The following is a 24,600-nucleotide window of genomic DNA, read 5'->3' as shown; positions in this document are numbered from 1 at the left end:
CCATCGAACTTCAGATCCACGGTACGCGGGCATTTGCTGCCTTCGCACCGCTACGCCTCAAAGCAGAGCCTCATGCCCTCGAACACCACAGCCTCATTGCCACAACCTCTTTCACGCCGCTTCAGCGTTGCGCCGATGATGGATTGGACGGACCGTCACTGCCGCTACTTCCTGCGCTTGCTGTCCAAGCACACCCTGCTCTATACCGAGATGGTCACCACTGGGGCCTTGCTCAATGGCGATCACGAACGTTTTCTGCGTTATCACCAGTCCGAACACCCTCTGGCACTGCAACTGGGCGGCAGTACTCCGGCGGACCTGGCGACCTGCGCCCGCATGGCCCAGGAACACGGCTACGACGAGGTCAACCTCAATGTCGGCTGTCCCAGTGACCGGGTACAGAACAACATGATCGGTGCCTGCTTGATGGCACACCCGGCGCTGGTGGCCGACTGCGTGAAGGCGATGCGCGATGCGGTGTCTATCCCGGTGACGGTCAAGCATCGGATCGGGATCAATGGGCGTGACAGTTATGCCGAACTCTGCGATTTCGTCGGCCAGGTCCATGAAGCGGGCTGCACCAGTTTTACCGTACATGCACGGATCGCCATCCTCGAAGGTCTGTCCCCCAAGGAAAACCGCGATATTCCACCGCTGCGCTACGACGTGGCGGCGCAATTGAAGGCTGACTTTGCGCAGCTGGAGATCATCCTCAATGGTGGAATCAAGACGCTCGAGGCCTGTCACGAGCACCTGCAGACCTTCGATGGGGTGATGCTCGGGCGTGAGGCCTATCACAACCCCTATCTGCTGGCCGACGTTGACCAGCAACTGTTTGGCAGCACCGCGCCCGTGATTTCCAGGGCCCAGGCCCTGGCCCAACTGCGGCCCTATATCGCCGAGCACCTGGCTTCCGGCGGTGCCATGCACCACATTACTCGCCATGTGCTGGGGCTGGGCACCGGCTTCCCGGGCGCGCGCAAGTTCCGCCAGCTGCTGTCGGTGGATATTCACAAGACCAAGGACCCACTGGCCCTGCTGGATCAGGCCGGACAGTTGCTTGAAGGGCGCTAACCGTCAGCCGGGTTGAACCTGATCCGGCTTTTGACATCCTATCTATCTGGATGGCGCCCCAGCATTCAAACGCCTGTTTTCAGGTCGTTGCCTTTGGGGCCGTAGTAAGCATTCCGCGCCCTTGAGCGCCTGGCGGCGCTCGGGTAATGTCATCAGACCCATAGGACAGAGCACGCTCATGACTTCCAAGCTGGAACAACTGAAGAAAATCACCACCGTGGTGGCCGATACCGGCGACTTCGACGCCATCGCCCGGGTCAAGCCGGTGGATGCCACCACCAACCCTTCGCTGCTGCTCAAGGCCGCGGCCATTCCAGGTTATGCCGACTTGCTGAATGCCTGCGTCAGCGACTGCAAAGGCGATGTCGGCCTGGCCAGCGATCGTTTTGGCGTTGCCGTCGGCCAGGAGATTCTCAAGGTCATTCCAGGCCGTATTTCCACCGAGGTGGACGCCCGCCTGTCGTTCGACACCGATGCCATGCTCAAGCGTGCTCATCGCCTGATCGAGCTGTATGAAAAGGCCGGCGTAGGCCGTGATCGGGTACTGATCAAGATCGCCTCAACCTGGGAAGGCATCCGCGCGGCCGAAAAACTGGAGCGCGAAGGCATCCAGACCAACCTGACCCTGCTGTTCTCCTTCGCCCAGGCTGTTGCCTGCGCCGAAGCCGGGGTGTTCCTGATCTCGCCCTTCGTCGGCCGGATCTACGACTGGTACAAGAAGGCCAATGGCAACGACTACACCGGCGCCGATGATCCGGGCGTACAGTCGGTCACCCGTATCTACAACTACTACAAGGCCAATGACTACAAGACCGTGGTCATGGGTGCCAGCTTCCGCAATCTGAACCAGATCGAGCAACTGGCCGGTTGCGACCGTCTGACCATCAGCCCGGACCTGATCGAGAAACTGGCCGCCGACACCGGCAAGCTGGAACGCAAGCTGAGCCCGGGCAAGACCGGTGAACCCCGCCAGAGCCTGAATGAATCGCAGTTCCGCTGGGCCTCCAACGAAGACGCCATGGCCACTGAAAAACTGGCCGAGGGCATTCGCCAGTTCGCCCGCGACCAGGAGAAACTCGAAGCCCTGCTGGCCGCCAAGCTCTGACGGGCAAACGCCAATGCAAAAAGGGCGAACCCATGAGGGTTCGCCCTTTTTTATGCGCTGTGGGTCAGCCGGTCAGGGGCGTTCCAGGGCATTCACCAGGTCATGGAAGGCTTCACGGTTGGAGTCGTTGAGGCCCATGAGGATCTTGTGGGCCTCCAGGACCTTGACCCGTACCACTTCTTCCGACTGGTCCTGGGACGGCAGGTCGGTCAGACACTCCGGGCAGGGAATCGGGCGATCGACGATGTTGAACACCTGATCGAAGCCCATCGACTGCAACAACCGGGTAATGTCCTCATGGGTGGTGACGACGGTTGGCAACAGGCCGATTTTCTGCCGCGACAGGATCGACAACTTGGCCAGCAGGCCCAGGGTGGTGCTGTCGATGCTGCGGGTTTCAGTCAGGTCGATGACGATTGCCGAGAAATTCAGCGCTGTAAAAATTCGCTCAATAGTCGCATCCAGCGCCGAACACAAGGTCAGGCGCACTTCACCGACGAACTTCAGGACGAAAGTGCCATCCTGCTCGGCGAACTGGATTCTACCGGTACTCATTGAAGGTTCCTGCTCAACACTAACAGGGCGATATCATCCGGCATCTCCCCTAGCGTGGCCAATCCAAAAACTTGCCGCAGGCCATCCAGGCTGCCGCCCGCTGCTCTCACCCGCTCAGGCAAGGCTGCTTCTTTTTCTTTGAGTGTAGGTTCGGGCAAAAGGTCCAGAATACCGTCGGACATCAGCGTCAAGCTGAACACCGGCGGCAACTCCAGGATGTGGTCTTCATAGGTCGCCTCGCCGAACAGGCCCACCGGCAAACCACGCCCTTCCAGATAACTCACACTGTCTGGCGTGTACAACACCGGCAACGGCAAGTGCCCGCCAATGCTATAGGTCAACAAACCTGTCTCCTCGTCGATGACTCCACCGACCATCGTGACGTGTTTGCCCAGCTTACAGCTGATCAGGCCACGGTTGATATGGCCCAGTACTTCCGAAGGCTTGAATTCCGGCAATGTGCCGTTGCGCTTGGATTCGAACAGCAGGCGCGTGGTCATGAACTTCAACAGTACGGTGACAAAGGCCGAAGACGCGCCATGGCCGGAAACGTCCGCCAGATAGAAGGCGACCCGGCGTTCGTCGACACGGAAATAGTCGACAAAATCCCCCGACAGGTACAACGACGGGATGATCTGGTGAGCAAAGTTGAATTCGTCGATCGACCAGGGGCTGGTCGGCAACATGTTCATCTGCACCTGGCGGCCGGCGTTCTGGTCTTCCTGAAGCAGATTGAGGCTGGCCTCGAGCTCACGGTTGGCGGCTTCCAGCTTCTCCCGATAGCGCTGGTTTTCCAGCAACAGGCGCGCACGATCCAGGGCCCGGCGCACCGAATGCTCGAGCACTGCCAGGTCTTCCAACGGCTTGATCAGGTAGTCCGCAGCCCCCAGGCGCAGGGCCTCGACGGCGTCGTTCATCACGCCTGCGCCCGAAACCACGATCACCGGGGTTTGCGGGGACATTTCGGTCACTTGACGGATAAGCTCGAGACCGCCCATCTGCGGCATGCGCAGATCGCAGATCACCAGATCGGGGTTGTCGCGCTCGAATACCTGAAGACCCTGCTGGCCATTGGCAGCCTGCAGTACGCTGAAGCCACTGTCTTCCAAATAGGCCGCGAGACTCGCGCGCACTACTTCGTCGTCATCGATTATCAGCAGCGTGGCACTGGTTTTTTGCATGTGGGCAAACGGCGCCAGAATTAGGTTGGGGTAGGTGGCTTGGCCGGGGCCTGGCGCACGCTACTGGATTCGCTTTCTAGCCACTCTGCAAGTGGCGCCAGGACCTTGAGCCCTGCACGCCCGATCATCAGAGGTGCCCTTCTAAGGCGCAGACGGTACTCCCATCCGCGGGGCGTTTCAAGCTCATGCCGATGGTCGCCTGACGTCTTTACACCGCAAATCACCGGGAGTTATAAAAACCGCTAAAACCGCAACTCAATCGCAGGATGGAACCCATGAATCAAAACCAGCGTGACTACGATGAAAAGCGCGATTACATCCGGATGCGGGTGGATGCCGAGGTCACGCTGATCCACCAGGGCCAGGTGGTCGAAGCCGTCTGCATCGATCTTTCCAGCAGCGGCATGCAGGTTCAGGCACCCCGCTCGTTCCAGGTCGGCGACCTGCTGAGTGTCAGGATCGATTCGGAGCATGCCGCCCTGAAGGGACTGGAAGCGGAGACGGAAGTGGTCTGGGTCAATCCGCTGGAGGGCGGCGGCCAGAAACTTGGGCTTACAATCCTTAAGATGAAGTAAAACTCGGATCCCATGAAAAAAGGCGGCCATCTGGCCGCCTTTTCAGTTTCTGCTGGAGAGCAATACGATCAAAAATCGTCTTCGACCTTGCCGTCCTTAACCTTGAATTCGCGATTTTGCAGATAGGCATTGCGAATGAAGGTGTATTTGTCGCCGCGGATCAGCTTGTCTGCCGACAGCAAGCTGGCGCGAGTATCGACGATGTCCACGCCCATGGTGATGTTGCGTGCGGGAATGTCGTTCATGTAACGGTAGGGTTCGGTATAGCTGTCGACATACTTGGCCGGTGCGTCACGCAGGGTGCTTGGGCCGAGAAACGGCAGCATCACGTAAGGGCCACTGCCCACACCCCAGTAGCCAAGAGTCTGGCCGAAGTCTTCATCGTTGCGCTGCAGGCCCATCTTGGTGCCGACATCGAAAAAGCCGGCCAGGCCCAGGGTGGTGTTCATCAGCAGGCGCGCGGTATCGACACCGGCTGCACCCGGCTTGGCCTGGAGGATATCGTTGGCCAGATTGCCGACGTCACCGATGTTGCGAAACATGTTGTGGATGCCGTCTTCAAGAAACTGTGGCGTGACAGCCTGGTAGCCTTGGGCCAATGGCTTGAGAGCATACGTATCAAGCGTGTCGTTGAAGGTGAAGATCGGACGGTTGACGCTTTCCCACGGATCCTCTTCCGCCGCCTGGGCGGCAAAGGGAGCCAGCGTCACACCGGCACTCATACATAGCGGAACTAGATAACGGCTCCAGCGCATAGCAGGAAACTCCTTGGATTGTTCTCTCGTGGGGCTATGCCCTGAGGGTAAGCTCAGGAGTATAAATCGGATATGCCGGTTTAGGCAGCATTGCAACAAGCCCGATGCGACCCAGGTACCTCAATGGGCAGGGTATTCACCTCGCTGTCACCCCCATGTCATCTTTGTCCGCTAGCCTCTTGAGCTATTTCAGGGACGTTGATATGCCCCACGCCGATGCCATAGCCCAGCCCGCACGCCCATTGACCGCCGTGCTCTTCGGCCTCAGTGGCTGCCTGGTGGATTTCGGCGCACGAATGCGCCGGCAAGCCACGCAGCCCCCCAGCCCGGAACAGGCCCTCGCCACCCCCGGCGCCCTGGATACCTTGCACCATCTGCAACAGCGAGGCATTCCCTGCGCCTGGCTGGAGCAACTGCCGCCCGCCAGCAGTCGTCACCTCGCCGCAACCCTGCCGGAGTGGATCCAGCCAGCGCCTGCTGTGCCCAACCCCTGGCCCGCACCCGATGCTTGCTGGCAAGCGCTGATGGCCCTTGAAGTCTCACGCCTGGACGGTTGCGTACTGGTCAGTGGCGAGCCGCAACTGCTGCAGTCGGGGCTCAATGCCGGCCTCTGGACCATCGGCCTGGCCTCCTGCGGTTCTCTGTGCGGCATGACTCCCGGCGAATGGCAGGCCCTGAGCCAGCACGAGCGCGAGCTCAAGCGCGGCAAGGCGACCATGCAGCTCTTCGGTTTGGGGGTGCATTCGGTCATCGATCACCTGGGCGATCTGGGCACCTGCCTGGCGGACATCGAACTGCGCCGCTTCAAGGGTGAAAAACCCTGACATAAGCCTGTTGATCAGGATCATGCACTGCGCCCGGGACTGGATTACTCTAAGCCGTGGGCATGGACCTTTGACGCACATTCACGGTCCATCCCTGTGCCTATCAATAAAGGGAGAACGCCATGCCTGCCCGCGAACTGCAAGAACAACTCGACACCCTGCGCGAGCAATTGGAGCAGAACCCACCGCTTTCGGCAGCCGAACGCGCCAATCTTCAGGAACTGATGCAGCAGATCGAGTTGCAACTCAAGCTGGAGACCAGCACCCACGACAGCAGCCTCGCCGACGGCGTCAACCTGGCTGTGGAGCGCTTCGAACTGGAACACCCGGCCATCGCCGGCACCTTGCGCAATATCGTCCAGACCCTGGGCAACATCGGTATCTGACCGCGTGTTGTTCCCCGCGACAAAACAAAAGCCCCGCTCAATGAGCGGGGCTTTTGCTTACTGGCGTACCAGGCGCTGGTTGGCGAACTGCGTCGTTTCAGTGCTGCGGTAAGGGTTGATATCCAGCCCGCCGCGGCGCACGTAACGAGCATAGACCGTGAGCTTCTCCGGCTTGAGCAAGCGCTGCAGATCGAGAAAGATCCGCTCCACGCACTGTTCGTGAAAGTCCGAATGCTGGCGGAAACTCACCAGGTAGGCCAGCAGGCTGGCGTGATCCAGCGCCGCGCCGCGGTACTCGACCACCACGCTGCCCCAGTCCGGCTGGCTGGTCACCGGGCAGTTGGACTTGAGCAGGTGGCTGTGCACGCTCTCCTCCACGGTGCGTGAAGCATCGCAACGCAGCAGTTCCGGACGGGGATGCTCATAGCTGTCGACGCTGATATCCAGCTCGTCGATACAAACGCCGGGCAACGCCACCACGCCTTGCGCCTCGACCTCGCCCAGGCTGCGAATGCGCACGCCCACTGGCTTGCCTGCGGCGGCCGACAGGTCGTCGCGCAAGGTTGCCTCAAGCGTCGCCCGATCAGCGAACGGCGTCTGGTTCAGGGAGTTGAGGTACAGCTTGAAGGATTTGGACTCGATGATGTTCGGCGAATCGGCGGGAATGCTGAACTCACCGATGGCCACCACCGGCTTGCCTGAAGGCAGCAGCCAGGACAGCTCGAAGCAGTTCCAGTAGTCCACACCTTTATAAGGCAGGGTATCGGCGCTCAAGCCCAGTTCGGCCCACTTGGCGGCCCGCGGAATCGGGAACAGCAAGGACGGGGTGTAAGTGGAGACGTATTCACTGGACTTGCCCAGCGGCGAATGTTCGGCTGCGGGATGCATGGCGGAAACCTGACTGAAGAATCAGCGGATTCTATCAGCCTTTGCTCCCGCCTTTGAGCCCTGGATGCCTACGGGGTGACCGTCAGCTTGCCAACCATCCCCGCCTGATAGTGCCCGGGAATGTTACAGGCAAACTCCAGGCTGCCGCCTTTGCTGAAGGTCCAGGTCAGCTCGGCCTGCTTGCCCGGCTCCACCAGCACGCTGTTGGGATCGTCATGCTTCATTCCCGCGCCATGCGCCATGCCCGCCATCGAGCCATGCCCCATGGCCGAATGATCCATGCCGCCGGCCGCCATGTCCTTGACTGCAGTCGGGGTGAGCATGCCGCTCTGCTGCATCTTGAGCATCTCCTGCTGATGCTCGGCATGCATCGTCGCATCGCCCAGGTTGAACTCATGCAACAACTGCCCCTTGTTGATCAGGACGAAACGTACAGTCTCGCCGGCCTTGACCTCCAGAGACTCGGGGCGGAAGGTCATGTCGCCCATCACCACTTCGATACTGCGAGTGGCCTTGGCCGCTGGTGCCGGCTGGCCGAAATCATAGGAGGCCGCCGGCGAAGCCCAGAGCGGCGCGCTCAACAGCAGCAGGCAGCCGCCGAGGATCGAGCGGCTTTGCAACAACAGGTTTTGCACATTCATCATCAGACTCCAACAAGATCAGGATTCAGCCTGTGGCACACTCTAGAACCTGCCGCTGCCAGCCAGCTGACAATCAGATTACAACTTTGTCAGTTTGTCCTGTCCCGGGGGACTGCACGGTATAAAGCCCGGGTTCCAGATGCCACGAGTCCTGTCATGAAGCTGCTGATCGTCGAAGACCAACCGAAAACCGGCCAATATTTGCGCCAGGGCCTGAGCGAGGCCGGCTTCAATGCCGAGCTGGTAGCGGACGGCAGCACTGGCCAGCACCTGGCCCTGAGCGGCGACTACGCGCTGCTGATTCTCGACGTGATGCTCCCGGGTCGCAACGGCTGGCAGATTCTGCAAGCGGTACGCAGCGCCGGCCTGGACATGCCGGTGCTGTTTCTCACTGCCCGTGACGCAGTGGAAGACCGGGTCCATGGGCTGGAATTGGGGGCCGACGATTACCTGGTCAAACCCTTCGCTTTTTCCGAACTGCTGGCCCGGGTCCGCAGCCTGCTGCGCCGAGGCAGCGCGGTTGCCCAGGAAACCAGCCTGCAGTTGGGCGACCTGCGTCTGGACCTGATTCGCCGCCGGGTCGAACGCGGCGGCCAGCGCATCGACCTGACCGCCAAGGAATTCGCCCTGCTGGAAATGCTCCTGCGCCGCCAGGGCGAAGTCCTGCCCAAGTCGCTGATCGCCTCCCAGGTCTGGGACATGAACTTCGACAGTGATACCAATGTCATCGAAGTGGCGATCCGCCGCCTACGCCTGAAGATCGATGACGATTACCCCAACAAGCTGATCCATACGGTACGCGGCATGGGCTACGTGCTCGAAGAGCGCCAGGCCTGATGCCTCGCCTGTCCCTGAGCGGGCGCCTGGCGCTGCTGTTTGCCGCCTGCACCGCGGTGGTTTCGCTCTTGGCCGGAGTGCTGTTCAGCCGGGCCAGCGAAGCTCACTTCATCGAACTGGACCAGCAATTGCTGGACGGCAAACTGATTGCCCTGCGCAGCGCCCTGCAGAATGTCACCACGGCCAGTGACTTCCCTCGCGACCAGGCCCGCCTACTGGATGAGTTGAGCCACCAGCCGGACCTGACGCTGCGGATCAGCGGTGCCGATGGCCAGGTCTGGTTCAATTCTGCCCCTGCCCTGCCCGCCTCGCTGCCTGCCGCCGCCGGGCTGCACAGCCTGGAACAGGCCGGCACCGCCTACCGGATCTACAGCGCGCAACTGACTCCCGGCCAGACCGACTCGGCGCAATTGACCCTGATACTCGACATCACCCATCACCAGCACTTTCTGCAGCGCATGCAGCACCTGATCTGGCTCACCGTGGGCCTCTCGGCCCTGGCCACGGCCCTGCTCGGCGCCTGGGCCGCCCGCAGCGGCCTGCGTCCGCTACGGAGCATGAGCGCGGTCGCCGCCAGCATCTCCGCCAGCTCCCTGACCCAGCGCCTGCCCCAGGAGCAGATGCCCGTGGAGCTGGCGGAACTGGCCAGCAGCTTCAACGCCATGCTCGGCCGCCTGGAAGAGTCGTTCCAGCGCCTCTCGGCCTTTTCCGCCGACATTGCCCATGAATTGCGCACGCCGCTGTCGAACCTACTGACCCACACCCAGGTCACCCTGACCCGCCCCCGGCCGATCGAGGATTACCGCGAAGCCCTGCACAGCAACCTCGAAGAGCTGCAATGGATGGCGCAACTGGTCAACGACATGCTGTACCTGGCCAAGGCCGACCACGGCCTGCTGACACCCCGGCGCGAAGCCCTGGAGCTGGCCCAGGAGACCGACATGCTGCTGGAGTTCTATGGCCCCCTGGCGGAAGACGCGAACATCAGCCTAAGCCGGGAAGGCAACGGCAGATTCGCCGGAGATCGCGGCATGCTGCGCCGGGCGCTGTCCAACCTGCTGGACAATGCCTTGCGCTTCACCCCTGCTGGCGGCTCGGTCAAGGTGCTAATCAGCCAACGCCCCACGGGCTTGAACCTGAGCATTGAAAACACCGGCGAGGGCATTGCACAGGAACTGCTGCCACGATTGTTCGACCGCTTCTACCGCGTAGACCCGGCGCGACATGAAGGCAGCCATGAACATGCAGGATTGGGCCTGGCGATCACCCAATCGATCATTCGCGCCCATGGCGGGCAGATTGGTTGCGAATCAGGCTCGGGCTGGACCCGCTTCGTGATCGAGTTGCCAGGGAAAGAATAAGGCCGGCCGGCTCCCGCAACAGGAGCCGGCCGGCCTTGTGCCTTACGAGTACCGCAGCGCGTGCGCCGGTTCGACCTTGGACGCGCGCCAGGCCGGATACACCGTGGCCAGGAAGCTGAGGACAAACCCGGCGCCGCAGATCAAAGCCACGTCGCCGCCCTGCAGCTCGGAAGGCAGGTTGCTGACGAAGTACACGTCGGAACTGAAGATCTGCTGCCCGCTGATCCTCTCCAGCCAGCCCACCAGTTCACTCACGTTCAACGCGGCGATCACCCCCAGCACTCCGCCAATCAGCGTGCCGACGATACCGATCACTGTGCCCTGGACCATGAAGATCGCCATGATCTGCCGCGGTGTCGCGCCGATGGTGCGCAGGATCGCGATGTCCGCGCCCTTGTCGTTCACCACCATGATCAGGGTGGCGATGATGTTGAACGCCGCCACCGCAACAATCATCATCAGCAGCAGGCCGATCATGGTCTTTTCCATTTTCATGGCGCTGAACAGGCTGCCCTGGGTGTGAGTCCAGTCATCGGCGCGGAAACCCGCTCCCAGCCCCTTGGCAATGTCCGCCGAAACCTTTGGCGCGGCATACAGGTCCTTGACCGCCAGGCGCACGCTCTGCACCTGGTTCGGCTGCCAGTGCTGCATCTCTGCCGCATCGGCCACATGGATCAGGCCCATGGAGCCGTCCAGCTCGGCACCCACCTTGAACACCCCGACCACGTTCAGACGCTGCATCCGCGGGGTGATGCCGCCCGGAGCACTGCTCACCTCGGGCACGATCAGGGTCAGCTTGTCACCGACGTTGAGGCGAAAGCGCCGGGCGGTGATCTCGCCAAGCACCACCCCGAACTCGCCGGGTTTCAGGTCCTGCAGGCTGCCCTGAACGATATGCTGGGCCACGATCGACACCTTGCCTTCCTGGGCCGGATCGATGCCGCTGATCTGGATCGGCTGCATCGCCCCCTTGTAGGAAAGCATGCCTTCCATCTCGGTGAAGGGCACCGCTGCGGTGACTTCCGGGTTTTTCAAGGCCGCTGCGGCCACCGGCTGCCAGTCGTCAATGGGATTGACCCCAACGATGGTCGCGTGAGGCACCATGCCGAGGATCCGCGAGCTCATTTCCCGCTGGAAACCGTTCATCACCGACAACACCACGATCATCGCCAGTACGCCCAGGGCGAGGCCGATCATCGAGGTCATGGAAATGAACGAGACAAAACGATTGCGCCGCTTGGCGCGGGTGTAGCGCGTGCCGATAAAGATCGATAAAGGTCTGAACATGGGCAAGGCACCCTGGAAAAATTAATGACCCGGCGCCGGCGAATAAATCCCCGGCGCCGCGTGCGGCCGCATCAGATCGCGACCAGGTGACCTTCTTGCAGGTGCAGTACGCGGTCCATCTGCCGGGCCAGGTTCATGTCGTGGGTCACCACCAGGAAGGCGGTGCGCATCGAAGTGCTGAGTTCCAGCATCAGGTCCTGGATGCCCTGGGCGGTGTGGGAGTCGAGGTTGCCGGTAGGTTCGTCGAGCATCACCAAGCCCGGCTTGTTCACCAGGGCCCGGGCGATGGCTACACGCTGGCGCTCGCCACCGGACAGCTCGGACGGCTTGTGCTCCAGGCGATGACCAAGGCCCACCCGCTCGAGCAAGGCGGTGGCGCGCTGGCGGGCCTCGGGGATCGGCGTGCGGCCGATCAGCAGGGGCATGCAGACGTTCTCCAGGGCGGTGAACTCCGGCAGCAGGTGGTGGAACTGGTAGACGAAGCCCAGGGAGCGATTGCGCAACTGGCCACGGGCTTTCTCACCCAGGGCCGAAAGCTCTTCGCCGGCCAGCCAGACGCTGCCCTTGGACGGGGTGTCCAGGCCGCCCAGCAAGTTGAGCAAGGTACTTTTACCCGAACCGGAAGTACCGACGATGGCTACTCGCTCACCCGGGTGCAGCTCCAGTTGCAGACCGGACAGGACCACCACCGATTCCGGGCCTTCGTCATAGGCCTTGCCCAGGTCACGGCAGCTCAGGATTGCTTTTTCACTCATGCCCAACTCACTCATAACGTAGCGCCTCCGCAGGCTGGGTGCGCGCCGCACGCCAGGCTGGATACAAGGTGGCGAGGAAACTCAGGACCAGCGCCGCGCCGCAGACCATCAACACGTCCTCGGCCATCAGTTGCGAGGGCAGGTAGTCGATGAAGTACACGTCGGCGTTGAGGAATTTGTGCCCGATCAGGCCTTCGAGGGCGGAGATCGCCGCACTGACGTTCAGTGCCGCAAGCATCCCCAGTACGGCACCGATCAAGGTACCGACCACCCCGATCACCGTACCCTGGACCATGAAGATCGCCATGATGGTGCCCGGCGTGGCGCCCAGGGTGCGAAGAATGGCGATGTCGCCCTTCTTGTCGTTCACCACCATCACCAGGGTCGAGATGATGTTGAAGGCGGCCACCGCGACGATCAGTAGCAGCAACAGGCCGATCATGGCTTTTTCCATGCGGATGGCCTGGTACAGGTTGCCGTGGGTACGGGTCCAGTCGCGGGCGTAATAGTGGTTCTCGCCCAACTGCTGGGCGATTTCCCAGGCCGTGCGCGGTGCCTGGAACAGGTCGTCGAACTTCAGCCGCAGCCCCTGGACCTGGTCCGGCTTCCAGCGATGCAGGCGCCCCAGGTCTTCAAGGTTGGTCAGGCCCAGGTAGCCGTCGATCTCTCCGGCGCCGACGTGGAAGATGCCCACTACGGTAAAGCGCTTCATCCGCGGGAACATGCCGGCCGGGGTCACCGTGACTTCAGGCGCGACGAAGGTCAGTTTGTCGCCCAGGACTACACCCAGCTTGGCCGCCGCCTTGTCACCGATGACGATGCCGAAGCTGCCGGGCGCCAGGGCATCCAGCTGCCCCTGCTGCATGAAGTGGTCAATGATCGACACCTCTCGCTCCTTGGCCGGATCGATGGCATTGAGCAGCACCTTCTGCACCTGCCCCTTGTTGGTCAGCAGGCCCTGCATCTGGGTGAAGGGCGCCACCGCCAGCACTTTCGGGTTCTGCTTGACCTTGTCGGCCAGGCTTTGCCAGTCGCTGATGGGTTCACCGGATTCGATGGTGGCGTGGGGCACCATGCCCAGCACGCGGGTGCGCATTTCATGATCGAAGCCGTTCATCACCGACAGCACGACGATCATCACGATCACGCCAAGGGCGAGTCCGATCATCGAGGTCAGGGAAATGAATGACACAAAATGATTGCGACGCTTTGCACGGGTATAACGCGTGCCGATAAAAGCAAACAGAGGTCTGAACATGTCGGGGCTTGTTCGGAGGAAAAGAAGACGTCCTTGTGGCGGGGCCTGGTAAGCAGCTTTACACTCAGACCACTGCCTCTACCATGGGTTCGCCATGTCGACATTAGATGAAGAAGATCGCCGCGAATACTACCGTATCGAGGACACGATCGCACTGGAAATTAGCCCCCTGTCCGCCCACGACGCGGCGAGCAAGGAAGTGTTGCAGGATGAGTCGCCGCTGTTCAATCTGCTCAGCGAACTGCACCTGAGCGAATTCGAATCCCAGCACCTGCTGCGCCAGGTCAGCGAGCGTGACCGCACCCTGGCCAGCTACCTCAAGGCGATGAACAAGCGCATCGACCTGCTGGGCCAGGTGGTGGCGCAGACCGTGCTCGGCAAGTTCGGCGAACCGCAACGAGTGATTCTCTCCGAAGGCGGCATCGAGTTCAGCCACCACCAGAGCTACCCCAGCGGCAGCCACCTGGCGGTGAAATTGCTGCTGATGCCCCAGGCCCTGGGCCTGCTGCTGCGGGCCAAGGTCACCCATTGCGAACCCCAGAGCTTCGGCACCTTCGAAGTCGGCACCGAGTTCGAAGCATTGACCGACGCCCAGCGCCAGTTGCTGGCGCGCTATATCCTGCAAAAACAGGCACAGCAGCGACGCCTGGCCCGGGAACAGAGCGACCCGGCCGCCGGCTGAACAGCACGCCCGACCCTCTCTAAAGGAACAACATCCGTGAAGGAGCAATTGTGACCCTGATCTATGGCCATCGTGGCGCTAAAGGCGAAGCACCGGAAAACACCCTGACCAGCTTTCAGGAATGCCTCAAGCACGGCGTACGCCGCTGCGAGCTCGACCTGCATCTGTCCATGGACGGCGAGCTGATGGTGATTCACGACCCGACTCTCAAGCGCACCACTGACCGGCGCGGCAAGGTGGTGGAACATAGCGCCGCCGAACTGGTGACCTACGACGCGCGCAAGGGTGGCCCGGGCTGGGTCAGCCCCTGCCCGATCCCACGCCTGGAAGAGCTGTTCGAGAAATGCGACTTCGAGCACTGGCAGTTGGAGGTCAAGAGCGCCTCGCGCACCCGCGCCGCGACCACGGTGCTGGCCATCAGGGAAATGGCCCAGCGTTTCGGCCTGCTGGACAAGGTCACCGTGACCTCAAGCTCCCGGGAAGTCTTGAAGGCCGCGGTGGAGCTGACGCCGGACCTGTCTCGTGGACTGGTAGCCGAGTACGCCTGGCTCGACCCGTTGAAGGTCGCCCAGAGCTATGGCTGCGAGATTCTTGCGCTGAACTGGACCCTGTGCACCCCGGAGCGTCTGCAACGGGCGCAGCGTCAGGGTTTGCATGTGTCGGTGTGGACAGTCAACGAGCCGGCGCTGATACGCAGGCTCGCCGACTTCGGCGTAGATAGCCTGATTACAGACTTTCCCGGTTTGGCCAGCGCCACTCTCGAGAATTACTGAAATCGGTCTCCCCGGCCGGCTCAGGCCACCGGCCGGAGCCGCTCAAAAAAGCCGGTTGAGGCCGTCGTACGCGGCTACCCGATAGGCTTCGGCCATGGTCGGGTAGTTGAAGGTGGTGTTGACGAAGTACTTCAGGGTGTTGAGTTCGCCCGGCTGGCTCATGATCGCCTGGCCAATGTGCACGATCTCCGAAGCCTGGTAGCCGAAGCAGTGCACCCCGAGAACTTCCAGGGTTTCCCGGTGGAACAGGATCTTCAGCATGCCTTGCGGCTCGCCGGCGATCTGCGCCCGGGCCATGCCCTTGAAGAACGCCTTGCCCACTTCGTAAGGCACCTTGGCCTGGGTCAGTTCCTGCTCGTTCTTGCCGATGGAGCTGATCTCGGGAATGGTGTAGATCCCGGTCGGTACGTCGTTGACGAAGCGCCAGCTGCCATTGTCGACAATGCTGCCGGCAGCGGAGCGGCCCTGGTCGTGGGCGGCACTGGCCAGGCTCGGCCAGCCGATCACGTCACCGGCGCCGTAGATGTTCGGCACGCAGGTGCGATAGTTCTCGTCGACTTCGATCTGGCCACGGCTGTTGACCTTGACCCCGATGTTCTCCATGCCCAGCTTGTCGGTGTTGCCGGTACGGCCGTTGCACCAGAGCAAGGCGTCGGCCTTGATCTTCTTGCCGGACTTCAGATGCAGGATCACCCCGTTGTCGACACCCTCAACGCGGTCGTATTCCTCGTTGTGGCGCACGGTGATGTTGTTGTTGCTGAAGTGGTAGCTCAGGGCCTGGGAAATCTCCGAATCCAGGAAGCTCAGCAGTTGGCCGCGGTTGTCCACCAGCTCTACCAGCACCCCCAGGCCACTGAAGATCGAGGCGTATTCGCAACCGATGACCCCGGCGCCATAAACGATGAGTTTGCGCGGGGTGTGGCCGAGGCTGAGGATGGTGTCGCTATCGTAGATACGCGGGTGGCCAAAATCGATGTCCGCCGGACGATAGGGACGCGAGCCGGTGGCGATGATGATGTGCTTGGCTACCAGTTTTTCCACCACGCCATTGGCGCAGACCACTTCCACGGTCTGCTCGTCGGCGAAGCTGCCAGTACCGAAGAACACATCAACCCGGTTGCGGGCGTAGTAGCCGGTGCGCGAGGCCACCTGCTTGGAGATGACCTTCTCGGCACTCTTGAGCACGTCCGGGAAGGAGAACCAGCGCGGCTCACCGATAGCCCGGAACATCGGGTTGGTGTTGAACTGCATGATCTGCCGGACCGAGTGACGCAGGGCCTTGGACGGAATGGTACCCAGGTGGGTGCAGTTGCCGCCGACCTGGCGACGGCTATCGACCATCGCCACTTTGCGTCCTGCTTTCGCGGCGTTCATCGCCGCACCTTCTCCAGCGGGGCCTGAGCCCAGCACCACTACGTCGTAGTTGTAGACAGCCATGCGTACTCCTCAGAACAGGCCGAGACACCCTTCTGGCATCTCCGGCTAAATCATGCCGCGGCCAGCGGCATGAAGGATCAATTTGGCTCGGTTACGAACCCGGGCACAGTCTATAGAAGCGTCAACGCCGCGCACATTAACCCTTGGTCGCGTCGTAGGCTACTTTTGCCTGCACTACAGCGTTCACAACAGCCAGCCTGGTTATTGTTTTTCCCCGGCCAACAATGCATCGAACGCCGGGCTGCTACGTGTGACGAAGCCTTTATCGGCACGCATCACAAAAAATGCGCCAATCTGCTGCTTTTCCGCGTAGTTCCAGCCGGCCTCGGGGCCCAGAATCAGCAACAGCGTCGACAGGCCATCGGCCATGAGCGCCGAAGGATGAATCACCGTCACCGAAGCCAGCTTGTGAGCGATGGGCCGGCCAACCCGGGCGTCGAAGGTATGGGAAAAACGCTGGCCGTCCTGCTCGAAGTAATTACGGTAGTCGCCGGACGTGGATACGCCATAACCGTCCAGGGCAATCACCCGCTGGGCCACCTGTTGGTCGTCCCGCGGCTCCTCCAGGGCGATGCGCCAGGGCGAGCCGTCCACCTTGCGGCCAACCGCCTTGAGCTCGCCGGTGGCCTCGACCAGAAAGTTTTCGACGCCCAACTCTGTGAGCCGGGCGGCCATTCGATCCACGGCGTAACCGGCGGCAATACTGTTGAAATCCACCTCCACCGCCGCATCCTTGCACAACTGCGCACCCTCGATACGCAAGTGCTCATGCCCAACCCGCTGCCGCACCTGCGCCAGCGCCGTGGCACTGGGAACCTTCTCCTCGCGACCCTGGGGGCCAAAGCCCCAGAGATTGAGCAGGGGCTCCACTGTCAGGTCGAAAGCACCATCGCTGTCACGGGACAATTGCTCGCCAACCCGCACCAACTGCAGCACCGGCTCGGGCATCGGCTGGCAACTGTTGGCCGGCAGATCATTGAAGCGCTCGATATCCGAGTCGCTGCGATAGGTGGACATCTGCCGATCGACCTCGGCAAGAATCCCCTCGACCTCGCGCTTGACCAAAGACACTGCCGGGCCATTGGAACGACGTACGTATTGCACAGAGTAGGTACTGCCCATGGTCGGGCCGGAGATGCTTTCCAGGCGATCACCACCGCAGCCCTGCAAAAACACCGCCGCGCCGCACAAGGCGCCCCATAGCAACCGCTGTTTACCCGACAAGGATTTCCCTCCTGATCAACCACCCCGCAGGGTCGTTTCGCTACACCGGGCGCCATTATGCGACAGACGGAACCTGCTCGCGCACCTCCCCTCGCCCCTGACTCAGCGCCTGAGCCCTGGTCTAGAGCCACTTCACCCATTCAAGAGTTTTTGTTGCCTGACGCCACTCATACACATATGGTTACAAAACTGTTCAGAGTGCTGCTTCGAGCCCCGACTTTGCAGTAAGGGACGCATAACGACCAGGGATTGCTAACAAGACAGCCAAAGTGAGTGAAAAAATGTCCACGACCACGGGCAAAGGCAAGGCGATCTTTCGCGTTGTCAGCGGCAACTTTCTCGAGATGTTCGACTTCATGGTCTACGGCTTCTACGCCACGGCAATCGCCAAGACCTTCTTCCCCGCCGACAGCGCCTTCGCGTCATTGATGCTGTCTCTGGCCACGTTCGGCGCCGGCTTCCTGATGCGTCCGCTGGGTGCAATCTTCCTCGGTGCCTATATCGACCGTCACGGTCGCCGCCAGGGCCTGATCATTACCCTGGCACTGATGGCCGCGGGCACGGTGCTGATTGCCTGCGTGCCGGGCTACGCCACCCTCGGCGTCGCCGCCCCGCTGCTGGTGCTACTGGGTCGCCTGCTGCAGGGCTTTTCCGCCGGCGTGGAACTGGGCGGCGTATCGGTGTACCTGGCCGAGATCTCGACCCCGGGCCGCAAGGGCTTCTTCGTCAGCTGGCAATCGGCAAGCCAACAGGCTGCCGTGGTGTTTGCCGGTTTGCTGGGGGTGGGCCTCAACCACTGGCTGAGCCCCGAGCAAATGGGTGACTGGGGCTGGCGCGTGCCCTTCCTGGTGGGTTGCATGATCGTTCCGGCGATCTTCATGATCCGTCGTTCCCTAGAGGAAACACCCGAGTTCCAGGCTCGCAAACATCGCCCGACCTTGCAGGAAATCATTCGCTCCATCGGCCAGAACTTCGGCATCGTCATCGCCGGCATGGCCCTGGTGGTGATGACCACCGTGTCCTTCTACCTGATCACCGCCTACACCCCGACCTTCGGCAAGGCCGAACTGCACCTGTCGGACTTCGACGCCCTGCTGGTGACCGTATGCATTGGCCTGTCGAACTTCTTCTGGCTGCCGGTCATGGGCTCGCTGTCGGACCGCATCGGCCGCAAGCCGCTGCTGCTGGGGGCCACCATCCTGGCAATCTTCACCGCCTACCCGGCGCTGTCATGGCTGGTGGCCAACCCCAGCTTCAGCCACCTGCTGATCGTCGAGCTGTGGCTGTCCTTCCTTTACGGCTCGTACAACGGCGCCATGGTGGTGGCCCTCACCGAGATCATGCCGGTGGAAGTGCGTACCACCGGTTTCTCCCTGGCCTACAGCCTGGCCACCGCAACCTTCGGCGGCTTCACACCGGCGGCCTGCACCTACCTGATCCACGTCCTGGGCAACCAGGCAGCACCGGGCATCTGGCTCAGTGGCGCAGCGGTGCTGGGGCTGATCGCAACCCTGGTGCTGTTCCGTGGCAATCGCCACGAATTGCGTACTGCACAGGCGGCTGGCGGCGCCTGATACAAAGCTTCGCCGGCAAGCCGGCTCCTACGGGATTGCGCCGGTGCGGCTTGCCGGCGAAACCTGCGGGAACGAGGTTGTTGCAAGAGTCGGCTTGCCGGCGACAGCCACCAACAAAAACGCCCCGACAAGTCGGGGCGTTTTCATTGCAGCAGATCGCTTAGCGCGGGAATGCTGGCGGGTTGACCCCGGCCATGTCTTCCATCACGCGCACTACCTGGCAGCTGTAACCGAACTCGTTGTCGTACCAGACGTACAGAACAACGCGGTTGTCCTGAACGATGGTCGCTTCAGCGTCGACCACACCGGCGTGACGCGAGCCCACGAAGTCGGTGGACACCACTTCCTGGGAATTGACGAAGTCGATTTGCTTGTGCAGATCGGAGTGCAGCGCCATGTAGCGCAGGTACTCGTTCATCTCTTCACGGGTGGCGGCTTTCTCAAGGTTCAGGTTGAGAATGGCCATCGACACGTTTGGCGTTGGAACGCGGATCGCGTTACCGGTCAGCTTGCCGGCCAGCTCAGGCAGGGCCTTGGCAGCAGCGGTAGCAGCACCGGTTTCGGTGATGACCATGTTCAGCGCGGCGCTACGGCCACGGCGATCGCCCTTGTGGAAGTTGTCGATCAGGTTCTGGTCGTTGGTGTACGAGTGAACGGTTTCGACGTGACCGTTGATGATGCCGAACTTGTCATTCACAGCCTTCAGCACCGGCACGATGGCGTTGGTGGTGCAGGAAGCAGCGGACACGATCTTGTCGTCAGCAGTGATTTCGGCGTGGTTGATACCGTGAACGATGTTCTTCAGCTTGCCCTTGCCAGGCGCAGTCAGAACAACGCGGTCGATACCCGGGCAGGCCAGGTGCTGGCCCAGGCCGTCGGCATCACGCCATACACCGGTGTTGTCCACCAGCAGCGCGTCTTTGATGCCGTACTGGGTGTAATCCACCTCGGTCGGGTTCTTCGCGTAGATCACCTGGATCAGGTTACCGTTGGCGGTGATGGTGTTGTTTTCTTCGTCGATGGTGATGGTGCCGTTGAACGAACCATGTACCGAATCGCGACGCAGCAGGCTGGCGCGCTTGGTCAGGTCATTCTCGGCGCCCTTGCGCACGACAATGGCACGCAGACGCAGGCCGTCGCCACCACCGGTTTTCTCGATCAGGATGCGCGCCAGCAGACGGCCGATACGACCGAAGCCGTACAGTACAACGTCAGTGCCTTTGCGGGCCGAAGCATTTTGCTGGCCAACCACGTCAGCCATTTCTTCACGCACGAACTGCTCGGCGGTGCGGCCGTTGCCTTCGTTGCGGAATTTGAACGCCAACTTGCCCAAATCTACCGAAGCCGCGCCGAGCTTGAGCTCGCTCATGGCCTTGAGCAGTGGGAATGTTTCGTGGACGGAGAGTTCGCTGTCGTCGGAGGAACGGTGGCGAGCAAAGCGGTGGGCTTTGAGAATCGCGATGACAGACTGGTTGATCAGGCTGCGGCCATAGATCGAGCTCACCACATTGTTATTGCGGTAGAGCTGACCGATAAGCGGAATCATCGCTTCTGCGAGTGCTTCACGGTCGATCCATTCACCAAGACACTGGTCGGGCTTCTGAGTCACGGGAACCTTCCACATGTAGGGGCAGAAAAAAGGGGCTACATTATGCCGCCGAGTCCCCTGCGTAGCAATGCGCGCCTGTCGTGCGGAACGTAACAAAAGCCCTTGCAAAAAAATAACGCCGCGCTAGAACCCAGCAAATACGCGGCTTCCAGCAGCGTCAATTTTTTGATGCGGCGCGGGTGTTGTCTGTAACCCTCCGTAACACTGCCCGGTTTTGGCACTACATATCACTACAAAAAACCGATTATTTTGTCATTGCCACTACATTTTCCAGAACTGCCCATCATGCACATCTGCAACTGACAGTCAGCCCCCTGCCCCGTTACAATTACCGACTTTGTCGCAACGCTTGGAGCTAGACCGTCCGTGCCCGTCCTGCGTCTACCGCTACTCCCTTCCGCCGCCGGCAAACAGCATTGGGGCAATCTGCCCGGTGCCGCGCTGAGCCTGGCCATCGCCGAAGCCGCCAGCGCTGCCAAGCGCTTCACCCTCTTGCTGACCGCCGACAGCCAAAGCGCCGATCGACTGGAGCAGGAGCTGAGCTTCTTCGCCCCGGATCTGCCGGTACTGCATTTCCCCGATTGGGAAACCTTGCCCTACGACTTGTTCTCGCCGCACCAGGACATCATTTCCCAGCGCATCGCCAGCCTGTACCGGCTGCCGGAGCTGGAACACGGTGTGCTGGTGGTGCCGATCACCACCGCCCTGCACCGCCTGGCGCCGACCCAGTTCCTGCTGGGCAGCAGCCTGGTACTGGACGTTGGCCAGAAGCTCGACGTCGAACAGATGCGCACGCGCCTGGAAGCCAGCGGCTACCGCTACGTCGACACGGTCTACGAGCACGGCGAGTTCACCGTGCGCGGTGCATTGATCGACCTGTTCCCGATGGGCAGCAAGCTGCCTTACCGCATCGACCTGTTCGATGACGAAATCGAGACCCTGCGCACCTTCGACCCGGAGAATCAGCGCTCCATCGACAAGGTCGACTCGGTGCGCCTGCTGCCGGCCAAGGAGTTCCCCCTGCAGAAAGAAGCGGTGACCCGCTTCAAGGCACGCTTTCGCGAGCGCTTCGATGTGGACTTCCGTCGCTGCCCGATCTTCCAGGACCTGAGCAGCGGCATCACCCCGGCCGGTATCGAGTACTACCTGCCCCTGTTCTTCGAAGAAACCTCGACCCTGTTCGATTACCTGCCCCAGGACACCCAGGTGTTCTCCCTGCCCGGCATCGAGCAAGCGGCGGAGAACTTCTGGAACGACGTGCGCGGGCGCTACGAAGAACGCCGCGTGGACCCGGCGCGCCCACTGCTGCCGCCTGCGGAATTGTTCCTGCCGGTGGAAGACTGTTTCGCCCGCCTGAAAAGCTGGCCACGGGTGGTCGCCAGCCAGCAGGACATCGAGACCGGTGTCGGCCGCGAGCGCTTCCCGGCCCAGGAGTTGCCCAACCTGGCGATTGAAGCCAAGGCCAACCAGCCGCTGGCAGCGCTCGCGGGGTTCCTCGACGAGTTCCCCGGCCGGGTGCTGTTCACCGCTGAATCCGCCGGGCGCCGCGAGGTGCTGCTGGAACTGCTGGAACGCCTCAAGCTGCGGCCCAAGACCGTCGACAACTGGCCGGACTTCGTCGCCAGCAAGGAGCGCCTGGCAATCACCATCGCGCCCCTGGACGAGGGCCTGGTGCTGGACGATCCAGCCCTGGCCCTGGTGGCGGAAAGCCCGCTGTTCGGTCAGCGGGTAATGCAGCGCCGGCGCCGGGAAAAGCGCGCCGATGCCAACAACGACGCGGTAATCAAGAACCTCACCGAACTGCGTGAAGGTGCGCCGGTGGTGCACATCGACCACGGCGTCGGCCGCTACCTGGGCCTGGCGACCCTGGAAATCGACAATCAGGCCGCCGAATTCCTCACCCTGGAATACGCCGAGGGCGCCAAGCTCTACGTGCCCGTGGCCAACCTGCACCTGATCGCCCGCTATACCGGCAGCGACGATGCCCTGGCGCCGCTGCACCGCCTGGGCTCGGAAGCCTGGCAGAAAGCCAAGCGCAAGGCCGCCGAGCAAGTGCGCGACGTGGCCGCCGAACTGCTGGACATCTATGCCCGTCGCGCCGCCCGTGAAGGCTATGCCTTCGCCGACCCCAAGGCCGACTATGCCACCTTCAGCGCCGGCTTCCCGTTCGAGGAAACCCCGGACCAGCAGAGCACCATCGAAGCCGTGCGCGAGGACATGCTCTCGCCCAAGCCCATGGATCGCCTGGTGTGTGGCGACGTCGGCTTCGGCAAGACCGAAGTGGCCATGCGTGCCGCCTTCATTGCCGTACACGGCGGGCGCCAGGTGGCAATCCTGGTGCCCACCACCCTGCTCGCCCAACAGCACTACAACAGCTTCCGCGACCGCTTCGCCGACTGGCCGGTGACTGTGGAGGTGATGAGCCGCTTCAAGTCGGCCAAGGAGGTGAATGCCGCGGTGGCTGACCTCGCCGAAGGCAAGATCGATATCGTCATCGGCACCCACAAGCTGTTGCAGGACGATGTAAAGATCAAGAACCTGGGCCTGGTGATCATCGACGAGGAACACCGTTTCGGCGTGCGCCAGAAAGAACAGCTCAAGGCCTTGCGCAGCGAAGTCGACATCCTCACCCTGACCGCCACGCCGATCCCGCGGACCCTGAACATGGCCGTCTCGGGCATGCGCGACCTGTCGATCATCGCTACGCCGCCGGCTCGCCGCCTGTCGGTGCGCACCTTCGTCATGGAGCAGAACAAGAGCACGGTGAAGGAGGCCCTGCTGCGCGAGCTGCTACGGGGTGGCCAGGTGTACTACCTGCACAACGACGTGAAAACCATCGAGAAATGCGCCGCCGACCTCGCGGAACTGGTGCCCGAGGCTCGGATCGGCATCGGCCATGGGCAGATGCGCGAACGCGAACTCGAGCAGGTGATGAGCGACTTCTACCACAAGCGCTTCAACGTACTGATCGCCTCGACCATCATCGAGACCGGGATCGACGTGCCCAGCGCCAACACCATCATCATCGAGCGCGCCGACAAGTTCGGCCTGGCCCAGTTGCACCAACTGCGCGGCCGGGTCGGCCGCAGCCACCACCAGGCCTATGCCTACCTGCTGACGCCGCCGCGCCAGCAAATCACCCCGGACGCGGAGAAGCGCCTGGAAGCCATCGCCAATACCCAGGACCTGGGCGCCGGTTTCGTCCTGGCCACCAACGACCTGGAGATCCGCGGCGCCGGCGAACTGCTGGGCGACGGTCAGAGCGGGCAGATCCAGGCCGTGGGCTTCACCCTCTATATGGAAATGCTCGAACGCGCGGTGAAAGCCATTCGCAAGGGCGAGCAGCCGAACCTCGACCAGCCCCTAGGTGGCGGTCCGGAAATCAACCTGCGCCTGCCGGCCTTGATTCCCGAGGACTACCTGCCGGACGTCCACGCCCGACTGATCCTCTACAAGCGCATCGCCTCGGCCACCGACGAGGACGGCCTGAAGGATCTGCAAGTGGAAATGATCGACCGCTTCGGCCTGCTGCCCGAGCCCACCAAGAACCTGATCCGCCTGACCCTGCTCAAACTCCAGGCCGAGCAACTGGGGATCAAGAAGGTCGATGGCGGCCCGCAAGGCGGGCGCATCGAGTTCGCCGCCGATACCCCGGTGGACCCGCTGGCGCTGATCAAGCTGATCCAGGGCCAGCCCAAACGCTACAAGTTCGAAGGCGCAACACAGTTCAAGTTCATGGTGCCGATGGAACGCCCGGAAGAGCGCTTTAATACATTGGAGGCGCTGTTTGAACGCCTCACCCCGAAAACTGCTTGAAGG

22 protein-coding genes are annotated in these 24,600 nt (G+C 61.8%); 11 read left to right on the top strand and 11 right to left on the bottom strand.

The features are described from left to right. Window positions 1–72 precede the first annotated feature (72 nt). Window positions 73–1,074: a tRNA dihydrouridine(20/20a) synthase DusA gene (dusA, locus tag ACZ5BO_RS11515; protein WP_464699804.1), complete on the top strand. Its 1,002-nt coding sequence runs from the start codon at window positions 73–75 to the stop codon at window positions 1,072–1,074. Window positions 1,075–1,252: 178 nt separating this feature from the next. Beyond that, complete coding sequence (gene tal, locus ACZ5BO_RS11510) at window positions 1,253–2,179, top strand: transaldolase (protein WP_025128874.1); 927 nt, start codon at window positions 1,253–1,255, stop codon at window positions 2,177–2,179. A 72-nt stretch (window positions 2,180–2,251) separates the two neighbouring features. Here tal and rssC read toward each other — a convergent pair whose 3' ends face one another. Next, window positions 2,252–2,734: an anti-sigma factor antagonist RssC gene (gene rssC, locus ACZ5BO_RS11505; protein WP_025128873.1), complete on the bottom strand. Its 483-nt coding sequence runs from the start codon at window positions 2,732–2,734 to the stop codon at window positions 2,252–2,254. Further along, window positions 2,731–3,915, bottom strand: a complete 1,185-nt coding sequence (rssB, locus tag ACZ5BO_RS11500; RefSeq protein ID WP_464699801.1) for a two-component system response regulator RssB — start codon at window positions 3,913–3,915, stop codon at window positions 2,731–2,733. Before rssB ends, rssC begins: the two co-directional genes overlap by 4 nt. 275 nt (window positions 3,916–4,190) lie before the next feature. On the opposite strand from rssB, the gene ACZ5BO_RS11495 reads away from it, so the two are divergent. Next, entirely contained in the window at window positions 4,191–4,490 is a 300-nt protein-coding gene (locus tag ACZ5BO_RS11495) for a PilZ domain-containing protein (RefSeq protein ID WP_025128871.1), read from the top strand. A gap of 68 nt (window positions 4,491–4,558) precedes the next feature. On the opposite strand, the gene ACZ5BO_RS11490 is transcribed toward ACZ5BO_RS11495, so the two are convergent. Beyond that, window positions 4,559–5,212 carry an MlaA family lipoprotein gene (locus ACZ5BO_RS11490; RefSeq protein WP_371261304.1) on the bottom strand — a complete coding sequence of 218 codons (654 nt, stop codon included), beginning with the start codon at window positions 5,210–5,212 and terminating at the stop codon, window positions 4,559–4,561. A gap of 236 nt (window positions 5,213–5,448) precedes the next feature. Between ACZ5BO_RS11490 and ACZ5BO_RS11485 the strand changes: the two genes are divergently transcribed. Together ACZ5BO_RS11485 and ACZ5BO_RS11480 are read left to right on the top strand one after the other, a co-directional pair. Next, complete coding sequence (locus ACZ5BO_RS11485; protein WP_464699798.1) at window positions 5,449–6,069, top strand: HAD family phosphatase; 621 nt, start codon at window positions 5,449–5,451, stop codon at window positions 6,067–6,069. Window positions 6,070–6,191: 122 nt separating this feature from the next. Then, complete coding sequence (locus ACZ5BO_RS11480; protein ID WP_025128868.1) at window positions 6,192–6,455, top strand: DUF4404 family protein; 264 nt, start codon at window positions 6,192–6,194, stop codon at window positions 6,453–6,455. A gap of 57 nt (window positions 6,456–6,512) precedes the next feature. Here ACZ5BO_RS11480 and queF read toward each other — a convergent pair whose 3' ends face one another. Together queF and copI are read right to left on the bottom strand one after the other, a co-directional pair. Further along, complete coding sequence (gene queF, locus ACZ5BO_RS11475) at window positions 6,513–7,343, bottom strand: NADPH-dependent 7-cyano-7-deazaguanine reductase QueF (RefSeq protein WP_464699796.1); 831 nt, start codon at window positions 7,341–7,343, stop codon at window positions 6,513–6,515. A gap of 68 nt (window positions 7,344–7,411) precedes the next feature. Then, entirely contained in the window at window positions 7,412–7,984 is a 573-nt protein-coding gene (gene copI, locus ACZ5BO_RS11470) for a copper-resistant cuproprotein CopI (protein ID WP_464699794.1), read from the bottom strand. 156 nt (window positions 7,985–8,140) lie between these two features. Between copI and ACZ5BO_RS11465 the strand changes: the two genes are divergently transcribed. Then, a complete protein-coding gene (locus tag ACZ5BO_RS11465; RefSeq protein WP_464699792.1) occupies window positions 8,141–8,821 on the top strand; it encodes a heavy metal response regulator transcription factor in 681 nt (226 codons plus the stop codon). Next, on the top strand, window positions 8,821–10,182 hold the full coding sequence (locus tag ACZ5BO_RS11460; RefSeq protein ID WP_464699790.1) for a heavy metal sensor histidine kinase: 1,362 nt from the start codon (window positions 8,821–8,823) through the stop codon (window positions 10,180–10,182). Before ACZ5BO_RS11465 ends, ACZ5BO_RS11460 begins: the two co-directional genes overlap by 1 nt. 42 nt (window positions 10,183–10,224) lie before the next feature. Here ACZ5BO_RS11460 and ACZ5BO_RS11455 read toward each other — a convergent pair whose 3' ends face one another. The 3 genes from ACZ5BO_RS11455 to ACZ5BO_RS11445 form a co-directional block, all read right to left on the bottom strand. Beyond that, window positions 10,225–11,469 carry a lipoprotein-releasing ABC transporter permease subunit gene (locus tag ACZ5BO_RS11455; protein WP_464699788.1) on the bottom strand — a complete coding sequence of 415 codons (1,245 nt, stop codon included), beginning with the start codon at window positions 11,467–11,469 and terminating at the stop codon, window positions 10,225–10,227. A 71-nt stretch (window positions 11,470–11,540) separates the two neighbouring features. After that, window positions 11,541–12,224, bottom strand: a complete 684-nt coding sequence (gene lolD / locus ACZ5BO_RS11450) for a lipoprotein-releasing ABC transporter ATP-binding protein LolD (protein WP_177330269.1) — start codon at window positions 12,222–12,224, stop codon at window positions 11,541–11,543. A 7-nt stretch (window positions 12,225–12,231) separates the two neighbouring features. After that, a complete protein-coding gene (locus ACZ5BO_RS11445; RefSeq protein ID WP_464699785.1) occupies window positions 12,232–13,482 on the bottom strand; it encodes a lipoprotein-releasing ABC transporter permease subunit in 1,251 nt (416 codons plus the stop codon). Window positions 13,483–13,576: 94 nt separating this feature from the next. On the opposite strand from ACZ5BO_RS11445, the gene ACZ5BO_RS11440 reads away from it, so the two are divergent. Both ACZ5BO_RS11440 and ACZ5BO_RS11435 read left to right on the top strand, forming a co-directional pair. Then, window positions 13,577–14,164: a PilZ domain-containing protein gene (locus tag ACZ5BO_RS11440; protein WP_464699783.1), complete on the top strand. Its 588-nt coding sequence runs from the start codon at window positions 13,577–13,579 to the stop codon at window positions 14,162–14,164. A 50-nt stretch (window positions 14,165–14,214) separates the two neighbouring features. Then, window positions 14,215–14,937, top strand: coding sequence for a glycerophosphodiester phosphodiesterase (locus ACZ5BO_RS11435; RefSeq protein WP_464699781.1), 723 nt, complete (start codon window positions 14,215–14,217; stop codon window positions 14,935–14,937). 42 nt (window positions 14,938–14,979) lie between these two features. Here the strand turns inward: ACZ5BO_RS11435 and sthA are convergent, their stop codons facing one another. Then, window positions 14,980–16,374, bottom strand: coding sequence for a Si-specific NAD(P)(+) transhydrogenase (gene sthA, locus ACZ5BO_RS11430; RefSeq protein WP_025128859.1), 1,395 nt, complete (start codon window positions 16,372–16,374; stop codon window positions 14,980–14,982). Window positions 16,375–16,575: 201 nt separating this feature from the next. After that, complete coding sequence (locus ACZ5BO_RS11425; protein ID WP_464701232.1) at window positions 16,576–17,550, bottom strand: FAD:protein FMN transferase; 975 nt, start codon at window positions 17,548–17,550, stop codon at window positions 16,576–16,578. Between the two features lie 329 nt (window positions 17,551–17,879). On the opposite strand from ACZ5BO_RS11425, the gene tcuC reads away from it, so the two are divergent. Further along, window positions 17,880–19,172, top strand: a complete 1,293-nt coding sequence (gene tcuC, locus ACZ5BO_RS11420) for a tricarballylate/proton symporter TcuC (protein ID WP_464699779.1) — start codon at window positions 17,880–17,882, stop codon at window positions 19,170–19,172. Window positions 19,173–19,332: 160 nt separating this feature from the next. On the opposite strand, the gene ACZ5BO_RS11415 is transcribed toward tcuC, so the two are convergent. After that, window positions 19,333–20,796, bottom strand: a complete 1,464-nt coding sequence (locus ACZ5BO_RS11415; RefSeq protein WP_464699777.1) for a glyceraldehyde-3-phosphate dehydrogenase — start codon at window positions 20,794–20,796, stop codon at window positions 19,333–19,335. Between the two features lie 351 nt (window positions 20,797–21,147). Between ACZ5BO_RS11415 and mfd the strand changes: the two genes are divergently transcribed. Continuing rightward, complete coding sequence (gene mfd / locus ACZ5BO_RS11410; protein WP_025128855.1) at window positions 21,148–24,597, top strand: transcription-repair coupling factor; 3,450 nt, start codon at window positions 21,148–21,150, stop codon at window positions 24,595–24,597. Window positions 24,598–24,600 lie beyond the last annotated feature (3 nt).

It is taken from the genome of Pseudomonas sp. FFPRI_1 (assembly GCF_055384485.1).
Note: the sequence above shows the minus strand (reverse complement) of the source record. Positions and strands in the feature narration are given on the sequence as shown.

What these genes read in the sequence shown, in the direction of transcription:
- dusA (WP_464699804.1), top strand. Translation starts at nt 73, where the DNA reads ATGCCCTCGAACACCACAGCCTCATTGCCACAACCTCTTTCACGCCGC.
- tal (WP_025128874.1), top strand. Translation starts at nt 1,253, where the DNA reads ATGACTTCCAAGCTGGAACAACTGAAGAAAATCACCACCGTGGTGGCC.
- rssC (WP_025128873.1), bottom strand. Translation starts at nt 2,734, where the DNA reads ATGAGTACCGGTAGAATCCAGTTCGCCGAGCAGGATGGCACTTTCGTC.
- rssB (WP_464699801.1), bottom strand. Translation starts at nt 3,915, where the DNA reads ATGCAAAAAACCAGTGCCACGCTGCTGATAATCGATGACGACGAAGTA.
- ACZ5BO_RS11495 (WP_025128871.1), top strand. Translation starts at nt 4,191, where the DNA reads ATGAATCAAAACCAGCGTGACTACGATGAAAAGCGCGATTACATCCGG.
- ACZ5BO_RS11490 (WP_371261304.1), bottom strand. Translation starts at nt 5,212, where the DNA reads ATGAGTGCCGGTGTGACGCTGGCTCCCTTTGCCGCCCAGGCGGCGGAA.
- ACZ5BO_RS11485 (WP_464699798.1), top strand. Translation starts at nt 5,449, where the DNA reads ATGCCCCACGCCGATGCCATAGCCCAGCCCGCACGCCCATTGACCGCC.
- ACZ5BO_RS11480 (WP_025128868.1), top strand. Translation starts at nt 6,192, where the DNA reads ATGCCTGCCCGCGAACTGCAAGAACAACTCGACACCCTGCGCGAGCAA.
- queF (WP_464699796.1), bottom strand. Translation starts at nt 7,343, where the DNA reads ATGCATCCCGCAGCCGAACATTCGCCGCTGGGCAAGTCCAGTGAATAC.
- copI (WP_464699794.1), bottom strand. Translation starts at nt 7,984, where the DNA reads ATGAATGTGCAAAACCTGTTGTTGCAAAGCCGCTCGATCCTCGGCGGC.
- ACZ5BO_RS11465 (WP_464699792.1), top strand. Translation starts at nt 8,141, where the DNA reads ATGAAGCTGCTGATCGTCGAAGACCAACCGAAAACCGGCCAATATTTG.
- ACZ5BO_RS11460 (WP_464699790.1), top strand. Translation starts at nt 8,821, where the DNA reads ATGCCTCGCCTGTCCCTGAGCGGGCGCCTGGCGCTGCTGTTTGCCGCC.
- ACZ5BO_RS11455 (WP_464699788.1), bottom strand. Translation starts at nt 11,469, where the DNA reads ATGTTCAGACCTTTATCGATCTTTATCGGCACGCGCTACACCCGCGCC.
- lolD (WP_177330269.1), bottom strand. Translation starts at nt 12,224, where the DNA reads ATGAGTGAAAAAGCAATCCTGAGCTGCCGTGACCTGGGCAAGGCCTAT.
- ACZ5BO_RS11445 (WP_464699785.1), bottom strand. Translation starts at nt 13,482, where the DNA reads ATGTTCAGACCTCTGTTTGCTTTTATCGGCACGCGTTATACCCGTGCA.
- ACZ5BO_RS11440 (WP_464699783.1), top strand. Translation starts at nt 13,577, where the DNA reads ATGTCGACATTAGATGAAGAAGATCGCCGCGAATACTACCGTATCGAG.
- sthA (WP_025128859.1), bottom strand. Translation starts at nt 16,374, where the DNA reads ATGGCTGTCTACAACTACGACGTAGTGGTGCTGGGCTCAGGCCCCGCT.
- tcuC (WP_464699779.1), top strand. Translation starts at nt 17,880, where the DNA reads ATGTCCACGACCACGGGCAAAGGCAAGGCGATCTTTCGCGTTGTCAGC.
- ACZ5BO_RS11415 (WP_464699777.1), bottom strand. Translation starts at nt 20,796, where the DNA reads ATGTGGAAGGTTCCCGTGACTCAGAAGCCCGACCAGTGTCTTGGTGAA.